Source organism: Streptomyces sp. GQFP (assembly GCF_021545335.1).
In the GTDB taxonomy this organism is placed as follows: domain Bacteria; phylum Actinomycetota; class Actinomycetes; order Streptomycetales; family Streptomycetaceae; genus Streptomyces.
This window is the reverse complement of the sequence record NZ_CP089312.1, coordinates 6,194,672-6,215,733: the sequence shown is the minus strand read 5'-3', so window position 1 is coordinate 6,215,733 and position 21,062 is coordinate 6,194,672. Positions and strand designations below refer to the sequence as shown.

The 21,062-nt window shown below is 69.9% G+C and carries 15 protein-coding genes; 3 read left to right on the top strand and 12 right to left on the bottom strand.

Annotated elements, in window-relative coordinates:
• Positions 1-11: 11 nt before the first annotated feature.
• From LUX31_RS27860 to LUX31_RS27845, 4 genes are all read right to left on the bottom strand, one after another.
• Positions 12-665 carry a SurA N-terminal domain-containing protein gene (locus LUX31_RS27860; RefSeq protein WP_235478058.1) on the bottom strand — a complete coding sequence of 218 codons (654 nt, stop codon included), beginning with the start codon at positions 663-665 and terminating at the stop codon, positions 12-14.
• Between the two features lie 396 nt (positions 666-1,061).
• Positions 1,062-2,543: a serine/threonine-protein kinase gene (locus LUX31_RS27855; RefSeq protein ID WP_268828268.1), complete on the bottom strand. Its 1,482-nt coding sequence runs from the start codon at positions 2,541-2,543 to the stop codon at positions 1,062-1,064.
• A 41-nt stretch (positions 2,544-2,584) separates the two neighbouring features.
• A complete protein-coding gene (locus LUX31_RS27850) occupies positions 2,585-3,253 on the bottom strand; it encodes a hypothetical protein (protein WP_235478057.1) in 669 nt (222 codons plus the stop codon).
• A 196-nt stretch (positions 3,254-3,449) separates the two neighbouring features.
• Positions 3,450-5,756: an N-6 DNA methylase gene (locus tag LUX31_RS27845; protein ID WP_235478056.1), complete on the bottom strand. Its 2,307-nt coding sequence runs from the start codon at positions 5,754-5,756 to the stop codon at positions 3,450-3,452.
• Between the two features lie 264 nt (positions 5,757-6,020).
• Between LUX31_RS27845 and LUX31_RS27840 the strand changes: the two genes are divergently transcribed.
• The gene (locus LUX31_RS27840; RefSeq protein ID WP_235478055.1) at positions 6,021-6,731 is read left to right on the top strand and encodes a hypothetical protein; all 711 of its coding nucleotides are present in this window, start codon (positions 6,021-6,023) and stop codon (positions 6,729-6,731) included.
• 191 nt (positions 6,732-6,922) lie between these two features.
• Positions 6,923-7,738, top strand: a complete 816-nt coding sequence (locus LUX31_RS27835) for a hypothetical protein (RefSeq protein WP_235478054.1) — start codon at positions 6,923-6,925, stop codon at positions 7,736-7,738.
• A 13-nt stretch (positions 7,739-7,751) separates the two neighbouring features.
• On the opposite strand, the gene LUX31_RS27830 is transcribed toward LUX31_RS27835, so the two are convergent.
• Both LUX31_RS27830 and LUX31_RS27825 read right to left on the bottom strand, forming a co-directional pair.
• Positions 7,752-8,495, bottom strand: a complete 744-nt coding sequence (locus tag LUX31_RS27830) for an N-acetyltransferase (RefSeq protein WP_235478053.1) — start codon at positions 8,493-8,495, stop codon at positions 7,752-7,754.
• Positions 8,496-8,764: 269 nt separating this feature from the next.
• The gene (locus LUX31_RS27825) at positions 8,765-9,511 is read right to left on the bottom strand and encodes an HNH endonuclease family protein (protein WP_235480084.1); all 747 of its coding nucleotides are present in this window, start codon (positions 9,509-9,511) and stop codon (positions 8,765-8,767) included.
• Positions 9,512-9,698: 187 nt separating this feature from the next.
• Here LUX31_RS27825 and LUX31_RS27820 point away from each other — a divergent pair, with 187 nt between their 5' ends.
• Positions 9,699-9,893, top strand: a complete 195-nt coding sequence (locus LUX31_RS27820; RefSeq protein ID WP_235478052.1) for an antitoxin — start codon at positions 9,699-9,701, stop codon at positions 9,891-9,893.
• 145 nt (positions 9,894-10,038) lie between these two features.
• Here LUX31_RS27820 and mfd read toward each other — a convergent pair whose 3' ends face one another.
• The 6 genes from mfd to LUX31_RS27790 form a co-directional block, all read right to left on the bottom strand.
• Positions 10,039-13,569: a transcription-repair coupling factor gene (gene mfd / locus LUX31_RS27815; protein WP_235478051.1), complete on the bottom strand. Its 3,531-nt coding sequence runs from the start codon at positions 13,567-13,569 to the stop codon at positions 10,039-10,041.
• Positions 13,570-13,909: 340 nt separating this feature from the next.
• Positions 13,910-14,137, bottom strand: a complete 228-nt coding sequence (locus tag LUX31_RS27810; RefSeq protein ID WP_235478050.1) for a DUF7848 domain-containing protein — start codon at positions 14,135-14,137, stop codon at positions 13,910-13,912.
• Positions 14,134-14,427 carry a hypothetical protein gene (locus LUX31_RS27805; RefSeq protein WP_235478049.1) on the bottom strand — a complete coding sequence of 98 codons (294 nt, stop codon included), beginning with the start codon at positions 14,425-14,427 and terminating at the stop codon, positions 14,134-14,136. The genes LUX31_RS27810 and LUX31_RS27805 overlap by 4 nt, the downstream gene beginning before the upstream one ends.
• 232 nt (positions 14,428-14,659) lie before the next feature.
• A complete protein-coding gene (locus LUX31_RS27800; RefSeq protein ID WP_235478048.1) occupies positions 14,660-15,901 on the bottom strand; it encodes a helix-turn-helix domain-containing protein in 1,242 nt (413 codons plus the stop codon).
• Positions 15,902-16,784: 883 nt separating this feature from the next.
• A complete protein-coding gene (locus LUX31_RS27795) occupies positions 16,785-17,159 on the bottom strand; it encodes a hypothetical protein (RefSeq protein WP_235478047.1) in 375 nt (124 codons plus the stop codon).
• Positions 17,156-20,530 carry a CHAT domain-containing protein gene (locus LUX31_RS27790; RefSeq protein ID WP_235478046.1) on the bottom strand — a complete coding sequence of 1,125 codons (3,375 nt, stop codon included), beginning with the start codon at positions 20,528-20,530 and terminating at the stop codon, positions 17,156-17,158. Before LUX31_RS27790 ends, LUX31_RS27795 begins: the two co-directional genes overlap by 4 nt.
• Positions 20,531-21,062: the final 532 nt, after the last annotated feature.

Genomic DNA, 21,062 nt, shown 5'->3' with positions numbered 1-21,062 from the left:
ACGAATAACCGTTACGCCGTGCCCTGCGCCGCCGTGATCTCCCGTACCCACGGCGTCTTCGCGTCGACGCGGCTGCTCTTCTGGACGTCCCAAGTGCCGTAGCGCGGGTTGAGGTCGACGTCGAGGGTCTTCGAGGCCTCGGACATCGCCTTCCAGAAGGTGGCCTGGCCGTCCGTCGTGTTCATGTCGGCGCCGAGCACCGCGGCCAGCTTCTGGGCCGTGATCTCGGTGTGCAGGCTGTCGTCGAGGTGGGCCGGAGCGACGCCGTACTGCTGGAGCCAGGCCGTCTCCAGCTCCTTCGCGCCGCCCGCCTGCTGCTCCAGAGCGGCGCGCAGATCCTGGACGTCCTTGCGGGTCACGGTCACGCCCGCGTTCTTCGCGGCCTGGTTCAGGACGCGGTCGAGGACCATGGTGTGCAGGGTGTCGCGGGTGAGGCTGCCGGTTCTGGCGACGGTCTGCGCGTACTGGGCCTGGTCCGGGGTGGCCGCCCGCTGTGCCGCGCGTACCTCGTTCACCCTGCCCTCCAGCTGCGAGACCGTGATCCGCTGCCCGCCGACGACGGCCGCCGCGCCGGGATGCGCGTCGTTTCCGCAGGCGGTGAGGAGGGGTGCCGCGACGACGATCGCGGCGGAGAGGAAGAGCGCGGTGCGACGACGGCGGTGCAAGGAGGCCTCCCGAGGAGCGCTTGTGCGACGGTGCACAAAGTCTTGCGGTGATCGATGGTAGGCAGTGGCCGGGCTGTGGCCAAGCCATTCGACCAACGATTCACCGGGACTTCAGGCACCGCCGCGCCCGTCCCGCACTGCCCGGAGGGCCTCCGGCCCGCCTCAGCCGGTGATGGGCGGGGCAGATGGTGGCGGCCGTCGAGGACCACGCGGCGAGTCCGGCCCCGGCGACGACGGCCGTGCGGGCCACGAGCCACGCGGCACGGCGGCCACGGGTCACGGGTCACGGGTCACGGGTCACGGGTCACGGCCCAGGTGACGCAGGGTCTCCAGGAACCCGCAAGGTTCCCTGGGTTCCCTCGCGGCGCGGCGAATTCCGGCCACTCGCCGGTTCGGCTAGCCGCGGACCTGCCCCAGCCACTCCAAGGTCCGCCGGATCTCCGCCGCCAGTGGATGCCCGGGGCCGCGCAGGCGGTCCACGTCGTGGAGGAGGCGGGCGAGGGTGTCGCGGGCGGCGGTGCGGTCGCCTAGGGCGAGGAGGAGGTGGCCGATGCGGCGGCGGACGTCGAGGGAGAGTTCGGGGTCGCCGGCGACGTACTGGTTCTCGTAGTACGGCAGCAGGGCGCGGTACTCGGCGAGGGCCGCCGCCGGTTCGCCGAGCTGTTCGAGGCACTGGGCGGCCTCGTAGCGGAAGCGCAGTGACTGGGGGTCGGCCTGGCCGGCCTCGGCGGCGCGTTCGTCGGCGAGGCGGCGCAGTTCGGGCAGCGCGCGCCGGTACTGGCCGTCGTCCATGAGGGTGGCCGCGTACTGCTTGCGCAGGGTGCGGACGACCGGGGAGTGCTCGCCGTGCTGGTCGGCGGCGGCGGGCAGGATCGAGCCGAGGATGTCGACGGCCTGGGTGATGCGGCCCTCGCCGAGGAGGCGCTTGACCTCGTCGACGGCTCCGGCGACGTCGGGCCGCTCGGCGACCGGGGCGGCCGTCGGCTGCGGTGCGGGGGTGCGGGCGCGGTCCGGCCAGGGGGCGTGCGGGCGCAGGAAGGGGCGTGTGGGGTCGAGGGGCGCTCCGGTGGGCATCCCGCGCTCCGGGAGGAGCAGTGCCAGGTGCTCGTACACCTCCTGCGCGGAGGCGGGCCGGTGCTGCGGGTCCTTGGCGAGCAGCCGCAGGACGAGCGCCTCCAGGGCTTCCGGCACCTCGGGTCTGAGGCGGCGCACGGGCAGCGGCGGCTCGTACAGGTGCCGGTGGAGCACCCCGAGGGCCGTGGAGCCGGAGAACGGGACGTCCCCGCTGAGGAGTTCGTGGAGGAGTACGCCGAGTGCGTACAGGTCCGTGTACGGGCCGACCGCGCCGCCCATCGCCTGCTCGGGGGCCATGTAGGCGGGCGAGCCGATGGGCGAACCGGTGTGCGTGAGGCGGGTCGTGTCGGTGTCCATGACCGAGGCGACGCCCAGGTCGAGGACGGTCACCGTGCCGTCCTGCTTCACCATCACGTTGCGCGGCTTGAGGTCGCGGTGGACGATCGGGACGGCGTGCACGGCGCTCAGCACGGCGCACAGTTGCGCGGCCACCGCGACCGCCCACTGCCAGGGGTACGGGTCGTGTTCGGCGTGGTGGTCGGCGAGGTCGGCGCCGTCGACGTACTGCATGACGAGGAACAGTTCCTCGCCCTCACTGCCCGCGTCGTGCACGGTGACGAGCCCGGGGTGGTCGACCTGCGCGGTCACCCGGCACTCGCGCACGAAGCGGCGGCGCAGCTCGTCGGCCTCCTGGCCCGCGACCTTGTCAGGCCGCAGCAGTTTCACGGCCACCCGCCGGTCGAGCCGCTGGTCGTACGCCGTCCACACCTGGCCCATGCCGCCCTGCCCGATGAGCGTGGACAGTTCGTACCGGTCGGCGATGACGCGTCCCGTCGTCCCCACGCTCACCGTCCGCCCTCGTGGCTGCCATTGCCGTGGCCGTTACCGTCGTGCTTGCGCAGGTAGTCGCTCAGCTCGTCGAGTTCGGCGCGCACCTGGTCGATACGGGCGGGCGCGGGGCGCCGCGCCGGGGGCAGCGGCACGGGGCCGGGGCCAGGGCCGTGGGAGACGGGCGGCTGGGGTGCAGGAGCCTGCGGCTGAGGTATCGGTGTGTGGGGCATGGCGGGCACAGGGGGATGCTGCGGCCCGGTCGGCATGGCCGCGTACGGCGACATGGGCTGGGGCGGGTAGCCGTACCCGGAGGGCACGGTCGGGGCCTGGGTGGGCGCGTAACCGGCGTACTGCCGCCGTTGGCTGTCCACCAACCGAATGTCCATGACCAGGAAGTACACGCTGCTGAGGGCGCCCAGGATCATGACGGTGGCGAGGGCGATGTCGCCCTTGGCGTCGCTCTCCTTCAGCGTGCCGACCACCGCGAAGCACACGATGGACAGCGGCAGACTCACCCAGGCCGCCGTCCAGTTGAACCACCGGCCGCGCAGCATGGCGACCCGGAACAGCGGCACGCACGAGAGGAAGCCGCACGTGAGCAAGCCGGCCGCGGTGAAGAGCACGCGCAGGGTGATGACGGTGTTCTCGCTGCGGATGGGCGGCGGCGCGCCGGGGCCGTACATGACTGCTCCTGGACCGGATGATGCCGACGGGGACGGACGTACGAGTGATACGAGCGACAGGTACAAGTGACAGGTTGGGTGTCGGAGTCCGAGCGTATAGGCCGACACCGACAACGGGTCCGGGTTGTACCGAACCGTTGTCGTGACCGTTGTGCCGCCGATCGCGGCACGCGGGGCGTCGGAAGCCGCCGGACCGTCAGTCGGGCGCGACGGTCCCGTCGGTCAGCCCGTCGTACATGCCCCGCACGAGCTGTCCGCCGAGCCGGCCCGCGTGCCGCAGTGCCTCCTCGAACTCGGCGAGCGCCCTGAACCGCGCCCCGTAACGCCGCTGTTCGTCCAGCGTCAGCCGGGGCAGCTGCAGTCGGCGCACGTCGAGCCGGGTCGCGGTGGACGCGTAGCTGCTGGCCTGCCGGTTGTTGGCGGTGCCGCGCAGGAACCCGGCGAGGAACCACGGGTCGAGGGCGGCCGGATCGGGCCGCAGGAGGACGAGGCTGCGGCCGAGAACGGCCCCCGCGGTCGCGTCGTCGACCACGCGCGCGACGGACCCGCCGCCGAGCACCGGGACAACGACATCACCGGCCTCGACGAGCACGGCCTCCTCGTCGCTCTCGGGCAGCGTCCCGGAGGGGGCGGTTCCGGCGAGGACGTCGTGGTCGGTGAGCACGGGCACGCGCGCGTGGCCGCCGTTTCCGCCCGTACGCATCACCAGGGCGCCCCCGCGCGCGAGTTCACCGATGGTGATGATCGGCCAGCGCCCGGCCGATCCCTCGGCGGGTCCGGTGGGTGCGGGCGGGGTGAGATCGGCGGTCAGCCGGAGGGTCTCGCCGAGGCGTTCCCGTACGTCGCCCAGGTGCTCGCCGTCGCCCGCGGCGGCCGGCGGGAGGTGGCGGGCGGGGGCCAGGTCGACGTCGTCGTCGAGGAGTTCGATGACGGGCACGGAACGCGACACCCCCGGCTGCTCGACCGCCGTACCGGCCCGCTCGAAGGGCCGCCAGGCGCCGAGGACGGCGGTGCGAACGGCCTCCCAGTCGAGCCCACCGCGCCCGGAGTGCCCGGTGAGGTCGGCAACGCTCCCGGTGTCGGCGAGCAGCACCTCGGGCTGCGCGGGCGCCTTGTCGGGCCGCCGCAGCACCCACAGATGCAGCGGGATGTTGTACGGGGGTGCCGCGCCGACCGGCAGCGCGATCACCGCGCGCAGGGCCCCGCGCCGCAGCAGATCGGCGCGGATACGGCGCCCCGAACGCCGGGAGGCCGCGGCCGGCGGCATCAGCAGTACGGCGGTGCCACCGTCCCGGAGCCGCGCGAGCGCGTGCTGCACCCAGGCCAGCTCGGACTCGTTGCGCGCAGGGAAGCCGTACTCCCAGCGGGCGTCGTACGCGAGTTCGTCGTGCCCCCAGTTCCGCTCGTTGAACGGCGGATGGCAGAGCACGACATCGGCCCTGAGCCCGGGATACGCGTCGGCCCTGAGCGTGTCCCCGACAGCCGTACGCACGACCACGGTCCGCCCCTGCAGCGCGAGCCGGAGCGCGGTGAGCGTGGCCAGCTCGGGGGCGCTGTCCTGCCCGTACAGCTCCCGCTCGACCTCGTCCCGTTCGGCCTCCCGCGCGCCGGGTACGGGAACGGCCCGTAGCAGCGCCCCGGTCCCACAGGCCGGATCGAGCACGGTACGCGCCGCCCCGGCGAGATCCCCCATGAGCCGGGCCAACTCGGCCGGCGTGAGCGTGTACTGCCGCGGATTGGCATCAAGATGCCGCCCGACCAGAAACTCGTACGCCTGCCGCGCCCCCATCTCGGCCGCGAGTTCCGCGACACCGCGGAGGAGGGGGACGGAGGGGAGGAGTTCGGGGCCGGTGGGGGTGTGAACGGCGGGCCACGCGTTCACGGCACCCGGGGTGTTCACACCCTCCGAGCCGGCGGGGGCGCCGGATGAGGCGTGTACACCACCCGGACTGTTCACACTCCCCGGCCCGTTCACACTCACCCCGCCCCCCACCCCCTGCGGTGTGTGAACACCCCGAACATCAGTCGGACTGTGAACTCCTTGCGCGACGGACGGCGTGTGAACCCCCCGCCCCGCACCCTGCCTGTGAACACCACGCTTCCCCGCGACACCGAAGCGCGGGACGATCACCTGCTCCAGCGTGCCGGGGAGACGTGCGGCGAGCCGTTCGTCGGAGACCGCGCCCAGCTCCAGCCAGACGGTCGGGCGGTCGTGGATGAGCAGCAGGACGCAGCCCGCGTGGACGAGGGCGGTGGCCGGGCCCTCGGGGTGGCCGACGAGTTGTTGCCAGACGCGTTCACGGAGGGGTACTTCGGCGAGTTTTCCCTGGCGGCGGAGCCAGGACTCGACCTCGGCGAGGGCGAAGGCGGGGCTGGTCTCGGTGCCGCCGACCGGCTTGGGGAAGTCGGCGTGACGGCGGCGCCAGTTGCTGACGGCGGCGCGTCCGACGCCCGCGAGCCGTGCGATTCCGGCGGCGGTCACTTCCGTGGCGTTGTCCTGCACGCGCCGCGCTCCCCTCGTTCCGCGCACGGCCCCGGCGTTCCCGTGTACGGCTCTGGTCACCCGTACACAGCCCTGGTCGTGCAGCCCTCGTTTCACGTGTGACGCCGAGCATAGCGGCGTACGCAAGATCTACCCATTCACGGGCGTGTACACAAGACATCGCGTAAACCGTGTTGACTCGGTTCACACGCTCTGATCTTATTGACCCAGCGAACGAGCGGGCCGCCACAAGGAGGCGGTCGCCGTAACGGGGAGGGGACTGTCATGGGTATGAAGGGCAAGGTCGCGCTGGGGGCCGTCGTGGGGATCGTCGTCATCGGGGTCGCGTCGGCGACGTCCGGGGGCGACGGGGACGGGGGTTCCGGGGGCAGCGGAGACAAGGGGTCGTCGGCGTCGGCGGGGCAGAAGCCCGGGGGCAGCGGGTCGAGCGCCGGATCCGCGGACGGCGCGGACAGTGCGGAGGTCGTCGACAAGGTGGTCGCGATCGAGGGGGACGGGGACTTCCAGGTCGGCAGTGATGTCAAGCCCGGTACGTACCGGACCAGCGGGAACACCGACGACATGTGCTACTGGGAGCGTGCCAAGGACGCCTCCGGTGAGATCGACTCGCTGCTCGCCAACGACAACGTCAGCGGCACCAGCTATGTGACGATCCTGGCGACCGACAAGCTCTTCAAGTCCAGCGGCTGCAAGGACTGGGAGGCCGTCGACCTGAAGGCGAAGGGCACGCCCGCGGCGAAGATGGCCGGCAACGGCGGCATGTTCAGGGTGGGCGCGGACATCGCGCCGGGGACGTACAAGTCCACGGGCAACGCCGACGACCTCTGCTACTGGGAGCGGTCGAAGGACGCCTCGCACGGGATCGACTCGATCATCGCGAACAACAACGTCAACGGCACCGCCGTCGCGACGATCAGCGCCTCCGACGGCTACTTCAAGACGACGGGCTGCAAGGACTGGGTGAAGACGGGCTGACGTCCCGTTCCCTGCCCCCCTTTCCCTCCCCCCCTTTTCTCTCCCCCCTTTCTCTCTCCTCCCCTCCCCAGCCGGGCGGCGGTGGCGCAGCGCCGGGGACCGCGCCACCGCCGCCCGCATTTCTCAGCTCAGCTCGTCACTTCTCAGCTCAGTTCGTCCCTCACCAAGAACCCTCGCTCGAAGGAACTGCCATGCGCCGAACCACACTCGCCGCCCTCTGTCTCACCGTCGTCAGCGTCGCCGGAGTCGCCGGCTGTCTGCCCGGTGAGGACAAGGCGGCCGACAAGACAGCAGACAAGACCGCCGACAACGCGGCCACCAAAACGAAGGCCCCGTTCGACGGGCTGACCGGTGGCGAGATAGCCGAGCGCGCGCTGACGGCGACCTCGGGTGCCTCGTCGCTCCGTATGACGGGCGATGTGCCGGACGACGAGAGCGGCGGCACGATCCGGATCGACATGGCGCTGGACAAGCGGGGCGAGTGCGCCGGGACGATGAGCATGGGCGGTGAGGGCAAGGCCGACGTCGTGAAGACCGGCGGCACCCTCTACATGAAGTACGACGAGAAGTTCCTGCGGGCGCAGAGCGACGGCTCGTCGAAGGAGGAGACCGACGGGGTCGTGGCCATGCTCGCCGGGAAGTGGACCAAGATGGCCGCGACCGGCGCCGACGCCAAGGACATCGCGGGGTTCTGCGACCTGGACAGTGTGCTGGCCGACTTCAAGGACGCCCAGTCCGGCGGCAGCGCCGGCGCCGCGTCCGACACCGACGCGACACGCGGTGCCACGACCACCGTGGACGGTACGCCGGCCCTCGTCGTCAACGAGAAGGACGGCAAGGACAGTTACACGCTGTACGTCGCCACGCAGGGCAAGCCCTACATCCTCCGGCTCGAGAGCAAGTCCGCGAAGGACCCGGGGACCATCGCCTTCAGCGAGTACGACAAGCCGGTCGCGGCCACGAAGCCCACCGGCGAGATCCTCGACCTGGACGCGCTGGGCGGATAGCGGCCCCCACCGGTCACAGCTGGTGCCGCATCCACACATTGGGCTCTACGTACACCCCGTACCCGTGTTCGAGGTCGCACCGCACCGGTGCCAGCGCCCCGGGCACCTCCACCTCGCCCTCGCGGTCGAAGGGCAGCCCCGTCCAGGCGCGCCACTCCTCCAGTGAGGCCGCGATACACATCGACGCCGGTGCCATGGCGACAATCGTGGCGCCGGCTCGGGTGTGCACGCGCAGCCACGGGTCGTGGGGCAGTCCGTCCGCGCGGACCCGGTACGCGTACTCGGCGATCGGGGTCCGTGGCTCCAGGTGCTTGGCGCTGGGCCGGACCGGGGCGACGACCTCGCGGAAGCCGTGTGCGGCGGCGTTGTCCCGCATCGCCGCGAGCATACGTCCGGACAGTCCCGTGCCCTGCGTGTGCGGGGAGACGACGATCGAGATCGCGCTCACCGTGTCGGACCGGGTCCCGGAGCGCAGGTCCTGGAACGCCCACACCAGCACCTGGTCCCAGCCACGGGCGGGCAGTTCGCCCCGCCCGTCGGCGGCGAGTGCGAAGGGCACGGCGTAGGCGTGGGCGACGACCTCGCCCCGCCCGTCCTCGGCGAACAGGACGTACTCGGGGAGTTCGGTGGCGATCCGGTCGTAGTGGGCGTTGCCCGTGAAGTCGTGGTGCATGAACTCCGGCCAGGTGTCGGGCATTTCGACGACCTGGCGATACATCTCGGGGCGTTCGGCGAGGGACGAGACCTTCAGCTCCATGGAAAGTCACGGTAGCCGGATCGGGGCCACGCCCCCAGCCCCGGGCGGCACCATCCAGCTCCACCCGGCACCATCCAGCTCCGCGCGGACCATCCAGCTCCGCGCGGCACCATCCAGCCCCGCGCGTGCACTATCCAGCCCCGGCCCGCATTTCCAGCCCGTCCGGCGTTTGAGGACGAGGCCGTTCAGGCCGAAGCGGGGGCCTGGGGGCGGCAGCCCCCAGCAGACGCCCACCCCAACGCCGGTTCACCAACTCCCCGGCCCCAAACTCAGCTCGCATGGAACCGCGCGGGCGCCTCCGTCGGATTACCGCCGGTCGGCAGCTTCTGCCCGTCGCACCCCGACAGCACCTTCTTCATCGCGGCCTTCTCCGCCTCCGTCACCCACAGCTCGTACTTCTTCTTGACGGCGACCTGGTTGGCGACATACGTGCAGCGGTACGCCTTGTTCGGCGGCAGCCACGTCGCCGTATCGCCGTCGCCCTTGCTGCGGTTGGTGCTCGCGTCGACGGCACGCAGGTTGAGCGGGTCGTTGGCCAGGGCTATGCGCTTGCTGGCGTCCCAGTACTTGGCGCCCTTCTGCCAGGCGTCCGAGAGGGCGACGATGTGGTCGATGTCCACCTCACTGCGGCCCCGAGTGAACGTCACGTCCTTGCCGCTGTACGGGTCCGGCTCCAGCTCCCCCGAGGCCACCTTGCAGTCGTCGCCGCTGCGGAACTTCACGGCGGCCAGGTCCCGTTGGAGGATGTCGTCGCGGGTGTCGCACTTGTTGGAGTCCGTGTCCGCCCACGCACTGCCGAACCGGTCCCGGTCGTACCCCGTCTTGGGCGCCCGCCCCTTCACGGTCAGCGAGTCGACGGCGGCGAGCGCCGCACCCCCGCCGCCACCGCCCCCGCCGGCCGCACCACTCGCGCTCTCCTCGGGCCCGGCGGACCCCAGGGTCGTACCGTCGCACCCGCCGACAGCGAACCCCACCACGAGTACGACGGCGGCGACGCCCCCACCCCTCACACGCATCACGCTGCGTCCCTCCCCTGCTCCCCGTGCACGGAATTCCCATGTGCGACTGTTCGACCTGTTTTCCCTGGTCGCCAGGCTAGCGGTCGGGCTTTCCGCACCACAGGGCGCCCACCGGCACTCAAGGGGCGTATTCCGCATACCGGGCGTATCGTCGTTGCTGACTCACCTCCGGAAGGAGCTCTGGATGGGCATCTTCGACAAGATCAAGGAGCAGATGCGCGGCAAGGCGGGACAGAACGCCTCCGACACTGCGGAAAAACAGATCAACAAGAAGACGGGCAACAAGTACGAGAGCCAGGTCGACGACGCTCAGCAGAGGGTCGAGGGCACGATGGGCATGGACCGCGACCGCGATCCCAACAGGCCCGACCAGTCCTAGGGCCTGCCCTGGCCCCGGAGGTCGCGAAGACCCCACCGAGGGGAAGACCCACCAAGTAACGGAAGCCGTCCGCGGATGCCAACCTGCCGCGGACGGCTTTCCGTAAGTCCCGTATGCACCAGGAAAGTTCGTATGTACTAGGACCCTAGGACCCCAGGATCGAAGCCAGGAACTCCCCGGTCCACCCCAGCAACTCCCGCCCGACCAACGGCTTTCCGCCGACCTTCGCGGTCTTGGGGCGCGGTACGAGGATCTGGTGGGCGGCCGGCTTGATGACCGTCCCGGGATACAGCCGCTTCAGCCGCAGCTCCTGCGACTCCCTCAACTCCACCGGCGCGAAGCGGATGTTGGTGCCCTGGAGCACGATCTCGCCGACCCCGCAGGCCCGCGCGAGCATCCGCAGCCCCGCCACGAGCAGCAGGTTCTCGACCGGCTCGGGCAACTTGCCGTAGCGGTCGACGAGTTCCTCCCGTACGGCCTTGATGTCGGCCTCGGTGTTCGCGGCGGCGATGGCACGGTAGGCGGCCAGGCGCAGTCGCTCGCCGGGGGCGTAGTCGTGCGGGACGTGGGCGTCGACCGGCAGCTCGATCTTGACCTCCAGCGGCACTTCCTCCTCCACCGCGCCTTCCAGGGAGGCCCGGTAGTCCGCGACGGCCTCGCCGACCATCCGCACGTACAGATCGAACCCAACTCCCGCGATATGCCCGGACTGTTCGCCGCCGAGGAGGTTTCCGGCGCCACGGATCTCCAGGTCCTTCATGGCGACATACATGCCCGCGCCCATCTCGGTGTGCTGGGCGATGGTCGCGAGCCGCTCGTGCGCGGTCTCGGTCAGGGGCTTCTCCGGCGGGTAGAGGAAGTAGGCGTAACCGCGCTCCCTCCCACGCCCAACTCGCCCGCGCAGCTGGTGGAGTTGGGACAGCCCGAAGTTGTCGCCGCGCTCCACGATCAGTGTGTTGGCGTTGGAGATGTCGATGCCGGACTCGACGATCGTCGTCGACACGAGGACGTCGTACCGCTTCTCCCAGAAGTCGACGACGACCTGCTCCAGCGCCTGCTCGGACATCTGGCCGTGGGCGGTCGCGATCCGCGCCTCCGGGACGATCTCGCGCAGCCGTGCCGCCGCCCGGTCGATGGACTCGACCCGGTTGTGGATGTAGAACACCTGGCCCTCGCGCAGGAGTTCACGGCGGATCGCGGCGCCGATCTGCTTCTCCTCGTACGGTCCGACGAAGGTCAGCACCGGGTGGCGTTCCTCGGGCGGGGTGGTGATCGTCGACATCTCGCGGATGCCGGTGACGGCCATTTCGAGCGTACGGGGAATGGGGGTGGCGGACATGGTCAGCACATCCACATTCGCGCGAAGCTTCTTCAGCTGCTCCTTGTGCTCGACGCCGAACCGCTGCTCCTCGTCGACGATGACAAGCCCGAGATCCTTGAACTTGGTCTCGGAGGAGAAGAGTCGGTGCGTACCGATGACGACATCGACCGAGCCCTCCCGCAAGCCCTCCAGGGTGGCCTTGGCCTCGGTGTCCGTCTGGAAGCGGCTCAACGCCCGCACATTGACCGGGAATTGGGAGTAGCGCTCGCCGAAGGTCCCAAAGTGCTGCTGTACAAGGAGAGTTGTGGGGACGAGGACAGCCACCTGCTTGCCGTCCTGGACCGCCTTGAAGGCGGCACGGACGGCGATCTCCGTCTTGCCGTAGCCGACGTCGCCGCAGATCAGGCGGTCCATCGGGACCGTCTTCTCCATGTCGTCCTTGACCTCGGCGATCGTGGTCAGCTGGTCGGGCGTCTCGGCGTACGGGAAGGCGTCCTCCAGCTCGCGCTGCCAGGGCGTGTCCGGCCCGAACGCGTGCCCGGGGGCCGCCATCCGCGCGCTGTACAGCTTGATGAGATCGGCGGCGATCTCCTTGACGGCCTTCTTGGCACGGGCCTTGGTCTTGGTCCAGTCGGCGCCGCCGAGCCGGTGGAGGGTGGGTGCTTCGCCACCGACGTACTTGGTGATCTGTTCGAGCTGGTCGGTGGGGATGTAGAGCCGGTCGCCGGGCTGACCACGCTTGGCGGGCGCGTACTCCACCACCAGATACTCACGAGTGGCACCCTGCACGGTCCGCTGGACCATCTCGATGTACCGGCCCACACCGTGCTGTTCGTGCACGATGTAGTCGCCGGTTTCGAGGGTCAGCGGGTCGATGGTCTTGCGGCGCCGGGCGGGCATCCGGGCGCCGTCCTTGCCCGCCGCCTTCTGCCCGGAGAGGTCGGTCTCGGTCAGCACTGCGAGCTTGAGAGCTGTATCCACGAACCCGAAGTCGATCGAGCCGCACGCCACATGCACGACGGACGGCGTCAGGGAGGTCAGGTCGGACTCCAGGCGGGCGGCGATGCCCTCCCCGCCCAGCACCTCGACCGTACGGGCAGCCGGGCCGTGCGCCTCGGTGACGTACACCGTGCGCCAGCCGTCCGCGAGCCAGCCCTTGGTGTCGGCGAGCGCCTTCGCGGTGTCCCCGCGGTAGGTCTCGGGCGCGTGCATGCCCAGCTTGAGGGTGTCCGCGTCCAGTTCCTCGTCGGCGGCGAAGGGCGAGACCGACCACCACATCATGTCCAGCTCGCGCGCCCGGTCCCGTACGTCCGCGATGGACCACAGCGAGGCCGCGCCGACATCGATGGGCGCCTCGCCGCCGCCCGCCGTGGCCGCCCAGGAGGCCTGCAGGAACTCCTGCGAGGTCGCCACAAGATCCGCGGCCCGCGTCCGCACCCGCTCCGGATCGCATACGACGGCCATGGAGCCCTTGGGCAGGACGTCGAGCAGCAGTTCCATGTCGTCGACGAGAACCGGGGCGAGGGACTCCATGCCCTCCACCGCGATCCCCTCGGCGATCTTGCCGAGCAGCTCGCCGAGTTCGGGGTGGGCCTCGGCGAGCGCGGCGGCCCGCTCCCGTACCTGGTCGGTGAGGAGCAGTTCGCGGCAGGGCGGAGCCCACAACCCATGCTCAGCGACTTCGAGGGACCGTTGGTCGGCGACCTTGAAGTACCGGATCTCCTCGATGTCGTCGCCCCAGAACTCCACCCGGAGGGGGTGCTCCTCGGTGGGCGGGAAGACGTCGAGGATGCCACCGCGTACGGCGAACTCGCCCCGCTTCTCGACCAGCTCGACGCGCGAGTACGCGGCGGCGGCCAGCGCCTCGACGACGGTGTTGAGGTCGGCCGTACGCCCGGTCCGCAGCGCCACCGGCTCCAGGTCGCCGAGCCCCTTGACCTGCGGCTGGAGTACGGAACGTACGGGTGCCACGACGACGGAGACCGGGCCGGTCTCCGGGTCGTCGGTGGTGGGGTGGGCGAGGCGGCGCAGTACGGCGAGGCGGCGGCCGACGGTGTCGCTGCGCGGGGAGAGGCGCTCGTGCGGGAGGGTCTCCCAGGCCGGGTACTCCACGACCCCGTCCGGCGGCAGCAGCGACCTGAGGGCGGCGGCGAGATCCTCGGCCTCCCGGCCGGTCGCGGTCACGGCCAGCACCGGGCGCCCGGCCTCCCGGGCCAGCGCGGCCACGGCGAAGGGGCGCGCGGCGGGCGGTCCGACCAGGTCGACATGCATCCGGTTGCCGCCACCGGCGGCCTTGACCGCTTCCGCGAGGGCGGCGTCCTTGACGACGACATCGAGCAGACCGTGCAGGCTCATGAGGGGGCTTTCGTCCGAGGTTCGGCTGGGGTTCGTCAGGAGTGGGCAACGCGAACCGCCCGACACGTGTGACGGGCCGGGGGGTGTCCAGGGTACGTCGCCACGTGGGCAGGCGTGGCGCCTGTGGACAACGTGCGCCGCACCGGCTTCCTGAAATGGTCCGATCCTCGCAACCGTGTTTCCCGCCCACCCGCCCCGGCCGCTTCTTCAGCCCAGGCCCGGACGCCCATCTGGCTGAGCGCATGAGCAGAGGAAAGCCCCGCCCATGCGCGACTGGGGAGGCACACGAACGGGGCGGTGCCGGCCGCTGGAGGTTGCTCGCCGTCCAGCGGGCGGGGGCCTACTCGGCCCGCGTTACGCGAGCATGGTCGGTGACGACACGACGGAAGAGGTCATGACCGGTACGGCCGGTGTGGCGCAGACACCAGTCCTGGGCCGGTTCCTGCGCCTCCTGCGAGCCGGAATTCTCGTCACAGCCGGGTGTCACACAGAAGGCTTCGAAGGCGACTCCGCCTTCCGGCTCATGGTGGATCGTGTGGAGGACGTAGCCCAGCACGGCCCGGCTCATGCGGACACCTCGGCGGGTTGTGCGGGGCTGTCGTCGACTTCGTCGGCTTCGTTGTCCTCGTCGCCCTCGGGGACGGACAGACGAAGCCCTCGGCTCTCCGCGATCAGCAGCGCGCCGGCCAGGCATTCCGTCAGCCGCAGCAGCGCGTACCGCACCTCGGCATGCGTGGACATGGGATTGTCCAGCACCTCGGACGCTTCGGTGAGCGTCTCCGCGCCCATGGCGAGCTGCGCGGCTTCGAAGTCGTCGGCGAGCCGGGACATGAACCCGCCTTCGTCGGTGCTCAGCAAGCACCGCTTGCCGTCCTCCGTCGTCCAGGGCAGTAACCGGGGTCGGTGTCCCGATCGCGTAGCGGCAGGATCAAGCCGCTGCCGCCGGTCGCTGTCCGTTCTCTGCATCGCTTCGGCCCCCTCTGATCTGTTGCTCGGTAGAGGGAACCTATGCGCGCTCAGAAGCTCATTCCACGTGCTCAGAGCGGTAGTCCAGCGCGTTGAGCGACCGAAGTACCACGCAGCGCAACGACTACCCGGCAACCCGGAGATGAGCCGCCATGCTGCGCATGTCTTCCGTCAACGTCCGCTTGCGGGTCTTGAGGATGTCCGCCATCACGAGCCGGGCCATGGGCTGATGGGTCATCCACTCGCTGGACGTACGCCGGATGCGGGTCAGCTCGTCCATGGCATCCTGGTGCGACCCGAGCCCGACGTGAGCGCGGGCGACGTCCAGCCGATGCCGGCCCCAGTTGTTCGGGCTCAACGCCCCGTAGTTCCGCATCGCCTTGGCGCTCAGCGGCCCGTCATCGACCTGTCGGAGCACACCCCGCGAATCCCCGACCAGCGCCAGATCTTCAACAGCCTTCGCACCAACGGTGACGGGGCCGAACGCGCCCCAATGGGTGGGGAAGTCGACGTGTTCAGCGTCCAGCGCGCCCCCAGCGGTCCGCGCCATCCTGCGCGCTTCCTGCGCCACATCCGGCCGGTTGTTGCGCACCGATGCCGCCGCAACCCTCAGCCACAACTCACCCCACACAGCAAGGCTCGCAGGCGTCGCACCGGACATACGCGGCTCGACCTGCTCTGCCGTCTGCGCCGCAAGCTGCTCCGACTCGTCGAACCGGTCCTGCCGCAGCAGGAGCCAGCACAGCCCCACAACTCCCGTCGCCGCCAACTGAGTCTGACCCGTCTCACGGGCAAGGCGGATAGCCTCGGCGAGCGCGAAATACGCCATGTCGTACTGCCGAACCTGGGTCAGGAACTTGCCCGTGAGCAACAGGGCATGAGCCCGCGCGATCACGGCATGCTGCCGCTCCTCACCTTCAAGGACGGCAACGGCAGCTTCTGAGGAACGCAGCAGGCCAGGCAACTTCCGCGCGACGGACGTGTACCGGTCGGCCTGGTAGAGCGCGTGACCGTCCTGCACACCTTGCCGAATGGCGGACACTTCCCCAGCGTCACCGGGTTCGGACAACGGCACCGACAGCCCGATAGGTGGCATGAGAGCCCGCCTCAACTCCGCCAGATAGCGCCGATTCACCTCATCCTCCGTACCCAGTACGGACTTCGGCGCCTCCGTGGCGAACAGGGCAGACGTCGAGACCCCCAACGCACGGGCAAGGGCAGCAAGCGTGTCCATACTGAGGTGCCCGCCCTGCTCCGCCTTGCGCACGGTACTCAGCGAGAGATCTGCCGCCTCAGCCAAGCCCTCCTGGCTGAGCCCGGCCGTACGCCGAAACTTCCTGACGTTGTCTGCCAACCCTGTAGACATCGGCACTCACCTCACGCCAAGCGTATGCCCCTGCCGTAGTCGGGCGACGGGTAATCACGACCGGTCGCCGAGTGCCGCGCTGGGGATCGACGACGAGGGCCACGCCCGTTGCCTCCTCCCAGGCGTCCACGTCTACGGTCCGCCCGGTCACCGTTTCCGTGTCGGTGAAGATCGCGAGCCAGCCCGTTCCGTTGAAGTAATGCATGCGGTCATCGTCCATGACGGCCGCCAGCTTCACTGCGAGAGCAGCCGACTTCGGCGCTCTGCCGGGACCTCAGCTGCGGAAGCTTGGGGTTTTCGGCGGCCGTTGCTGCGCTGACGCGGCAGAGGGGAGTTGGCGTCCTGGTTGCGCCTGGGGCCAGTCCCCCGCTGTTCCCCGTGGTTTCCCGCAAGATCTGGCACGCGAATGGCACGACCCGTTCGCCACGGAGAACCCTGGGTGGAAGCTCGGTCTTGGGGCCTGTGCCTCAGCCGACGACAGCCAGCCACGATGGCGTGTGCCTCGACCGATCAGGCGCGCGTGTGTCTCGCTGCACCCCCACCGGCTTCACCCACGCTATCCAAAGTTTTCGTCGACCAGAGCAACCGGTGACGGCCAACCCGTGACGATCCCGCAGCCTTCTGATCCGTTGTATAGCCAGGCCTCCAGTGTCCGTGCCCGACTGAGTAACAACGTTCTTCACGGGGTGTGTTGACACGTATTGCTCGACACTTGACCCTGGATCTGACCTGCGCACGGGCAAGATTCGTCTCTTGGACACGTGTGTCAAGGAATGACGTTCGAGATTCCTTGACACACGCCCCTCTCCCACGGACAGTCGCGGTCCCGGGTTGGTCGGGCCGGGCGGACCGGATCCGGGCCATCGGGCGGCGCTCCCTGGGTTCAGGTTGCTGAGCGCCCGTCGGCGATGAGGTCGAGAAGCTGGTCGGGGGTGAGAGTGGCAAGGTCGACGGAGTGGTCTTCGCACACGAGTCGTGCCGCCGCCTGCTGCGCCCTGAGCTGTTGGGCACGTTCGATGAGCTCGCCAGCGCGGCGCCGTTTGTGGATACGGTCGGCGATGTCCGCGACCGCGAGCATGGCCGATGGAATGGACACGACCAGGGACGCCACCGCGACAGGATCGACGCCCTTGGTGTCCGGATCGTTCGCCGGTTCCGCTGTCGGAGCTGGTTCGGGTGGGTAGCCCCAGCTCGAGGCCAACGCGGTGACGCTCTTCTCGGCAGCTTCGACATCCGCTCCAACAAACTCGATGATCATAATTCCTCGTTTCCGTCGCCTGTGGCCTTCAGTAGCTCATCAAGCTGGTCAACAGTGTCCGCGAAACCGATCTTGGCGGCAGCGGCTCGGCTCGTCTGAAACACCTGTCGGGCCTGCCCGCATTCACCTGCGGCCAGCAGAATTTGCCCCAACGTAGCCCCGACGACCGCGATGCCATCCGGCCGTTGAAGCTTCAGAAGGAGCTGAAACGAGGTGACCAGCCTCGGCACCGCCGCGTCGAGATCCTGGCGACTCAGATCGATTCGCGCAAGGTCCCAGTTGGCTGTCGCGATACCGTCCATGTCGCCGAGCTGCTCATTGACTTCCAAACGCTTGAGCTGCAGTTCGACGGCCTCGTCGACCTCACCCCGCTGCTCGAAGATGTCGGCGATCTTTCCCCAGGTGACCGCGACCGAGCGGGTGTCACCGATCCGCTCGTACACCGGCAGGGTGACCTCGCGGCGAATCCGCAACGCCTCGTCGACCTCACCCCGCTGCTGAAAGATGTTGGCGATCTGGCCCCAGGTGACCGCGGCCTCGCGGGTGTCACCGATCCGCTCGTACACCGGCAGTTCGACCTCGCGGCGAATCCGCAACGCCTCGTCGACCTCACCCCGCTGCTGAAAGATGTTGGCGATCTTTCCCCAGGTGACCGCGACCTCGCGGGTGTCACCGGCGTCGATGAACAGATGGCGGGCCTGGTGGAGCAGGTCCTCGGCATGGTCGACCTCGCCGCGGGTGATCAGGCGATTGGCGTGGTCGTAGAGGAGTGCGGCGTGGCCGACCGGGTTGGTCTGCCGGTCGCTGGTCCGGGTCTGCTGGACGGCACGGTGGAGCAGGGTGTCGGCGTGGTCGCCGTCGCCGCTGGTGACGGCCGCGTCGGCGACGGCCCGTAGCAGGGTGACAGAAACCTCGTGGTTGTGGCGGTCGAGGAGGGTGATCGCGTGGTGGCCGAGCTCGGCGGCGGTGGAGGCCGGGCCTTGCCGCAGGGCAGACACGGCCGTGGCGGCGCAGTCGGCGGTGATGGTCGGGTTGTCGGCGGCCAGGGCCAGTTGGGTCAGCTGCAGGTCCAGGTCGCTGTCGCGGGCGGATCGGGGTGTGGCACCGCCCCACTGGGCGTACAGCGGTTCGGCGGCCACGGTGGCGAGGGCGGTCCGCTCGTCGGGGGTGAGGGGGGTCAGGCGTCCGGCCGCGAGGGCGTTGACGGCCAAGGCCGGGAAGCCGGGGCGGTGCTGGTCGGGAAAGGTGTCAAGGAGCCCGAGGCCGCACAGGCGGGACGCCGATCCGCCAACAGCGGCGGCAAGGACGTCGATGACGGGTTGCGGGACCGGGACAGTGAACAGGGTGCAGGCCCGCAACAGGTCGCGGTGGGCGGGCCCGGCCTGGTCGAGGAGGGTGTCGAGAGCCAGGTTTTCCAGGAACTCGCCGATGTCGGAGTTGTCGGCTGGGAGGTCACCCTGGTGAAGGTAGGCCTCCATGCCGGTGACGGCGGCCTCGGCGCGGGCCTGGTCGACCTGGCTGCTGTAGACCAGGCGCAGCCCGATGAGGTCCTGCAGCCCGGGGTTGCCGCAACTGACGTCCAGAGCCCGCTGAGCCAGGTCGGCGCGCTGGGTCCGGTACCCGGCCGGGGCGAGGTCCTGCTGACGGCGTTGGAGCTTGCGCTGGGCCGCCGACGACAGTGGCTGCAACTGGACAGGTTCCAGCCTGGCCTCCAGCCCGCCGAGAGTGAATGTGTAGCGACTGGTGACCAGCAGTCGACTGTCGGTGATGGCCGGGTCGAACGCGGAGAGCACGTCGGCGAGCACCGTGGCATGACCGGGGTCGAGCCGGTGCGGGCCGTCAGGGTTGGTGGTGGGGATCTGTTCGAGATCGTCGATGATCAGCAGGAGGGGTTTGCGAACGTCGTCGAGTTCCTGGGCGCACGGTCCGGCCAGCAGGTCGGTCAGTAGCGGTTTGAGGCGGTCCGGCTGTTGGCGGACCTCGGCGCGCCTCGCTTCGATGAGGGAGCGGGCGTCGGGGTTGGCGGCGACGGCGTCGGCTATGGCGTCGAGGATCGCCGTCGGGGTGTAGTCGCCGAACACGACCGCGACGGCCCGGTTGGGGTGACGGTCGGCGATCCGGGCGGCCAGGCTCGACTTGCCCAACCGGCCCTGCCCGTGGAGCAGGACCCCGGCCTTCTGCCCGCCGCGCAGGGCCCGCAGCGTGTGCTGCAGTTCCGGGCGGCGGCCGACGAACATTTCCGCGGCCGCGACCGGTAGCCGGTGCTTGCGGTCCAGGAACGTCTTGGTCACATGGTGCGGGGGCACCATCTGGCGTTTGCGGGTTCCCTCGACCAGCGGGCCGCCACCAGCGGGCCCCAGCCACAGCCGCGCCAGGTGCCATTCGGCGCGCTGGCGCTCATCGGAACAGGCCAACAGATGGCGGCGGGCGTCGGCGACGGCCTCGGCCACCTCGACACGGCGGCTGAGCTGCCGGTAGAGGCGTTCGGCGAAACGAGTGGCGGCCTGGTCGCTGACCGAGCCGTCCCAGCCGATGACCGCGGGAATCCCGGCAGCCACCAGCCCGGTGGCCATCGAGTGCGCCACCGACACGCCGGGCTCGTCTGTCGGACCGCCGCGGTGGCCGGCGCCGGCAGGAACGTGCCCGGTCACGTCGGCACCGGTGGCGGTCAGGCAGGCAGACACGAACGCCAGCCGCGGCCGAGGAGTCAACAGGCCCACCAGCACGTCCGCGCTCGTCGGATACCCGTCCCCGAGATCATCTTCCATCAGCAGGACGGGGGCGGCGGGCCCATCGGGCCCCGGGCGCCAGTTGTGCAGCCCGTGACACGACAGATGAACCACCGGCATCCCGCCGAGCTCGGACAGACGCAGGCCAAGATGCTCGGGATTGCCGGAGTCCTCGACAACCAGATCAAGGCTCGTCTCCCCGACTGCGTTGAGGATGGCCATCTCCTCGGCCTCGAAGTCCAGCTCGTGCTGGCCCCGGGGTGCCGAGGCCATGAACGCCACCCCGAGCCGGTGCCTGTCCAGGGCCTGTGTCGGGCTCGGGTGACCGAGCCGACGCGCCACGGCGAACAGCTTCGGCGCCTCGGCGAGGAACCCGCCCTCGGGGGCGGCCAGCAGCTCGTACGGGGCCCGCAGCAGTGCCCACGCCGCTGCGGACGGTCTCGCCGGCGCTCGGATCTCGAACACCAGCGGCGCCGACGCCTCATCGAGCAGGCGCGTCAACTGGCCGAGGTCGCCGTCGAGCCACCGATACAACTCGCGTCCCACCGCGAGCAGCGCCTGCTCCTTGGAGCCATTACGCACGGCATCCACATACTGGCCAGCAACGGCATTGAGCAGGTCGACGTCAGAGGTCTGCAACATCCGACGGGGACCGACCCGCTGGCCATCAACGACCAGCTCAAACCCGTTGGCGTCCACAACCAGCACGGTAACCATGCGTCATCTTAACGTTGCTGACCGCCACCACTCCAGGGCCCGTATAGCGGCTCAGCCGTTCGATTGGATCCGTTCCGCAGCTGCCTCGTCCATTACGAGGCACCGGGGATCGCGGGCAGCGTTCTCGCCACGGGGCAGGCATACTTGACACCGCTTGCCTCGGTTTGGCTGTGCGCCTGGATTGGGTGCATGGCGAGGGCCGGGGCCGTGCTGGTGGAGCTGAGCGTGGTCGAGCAGCGCTAACACGCGGTGATGCACACCGTCCAAGGCTCCCGGCGCAATAGTGCACTGTGCCCATGCCGCCTGATTTCGCGACTCGTTCATCACCGCGAAGGGTTCCACCATGGCCTCGGCTTCCGCCAAGTCACCGCAGCACCGGTTTTTGAACTCCGTGTCGGCGGGCTGCACTTGACGGTCAGCGCATCCCTAGGTGGCTCATTTCGCTGGTGACGACCGC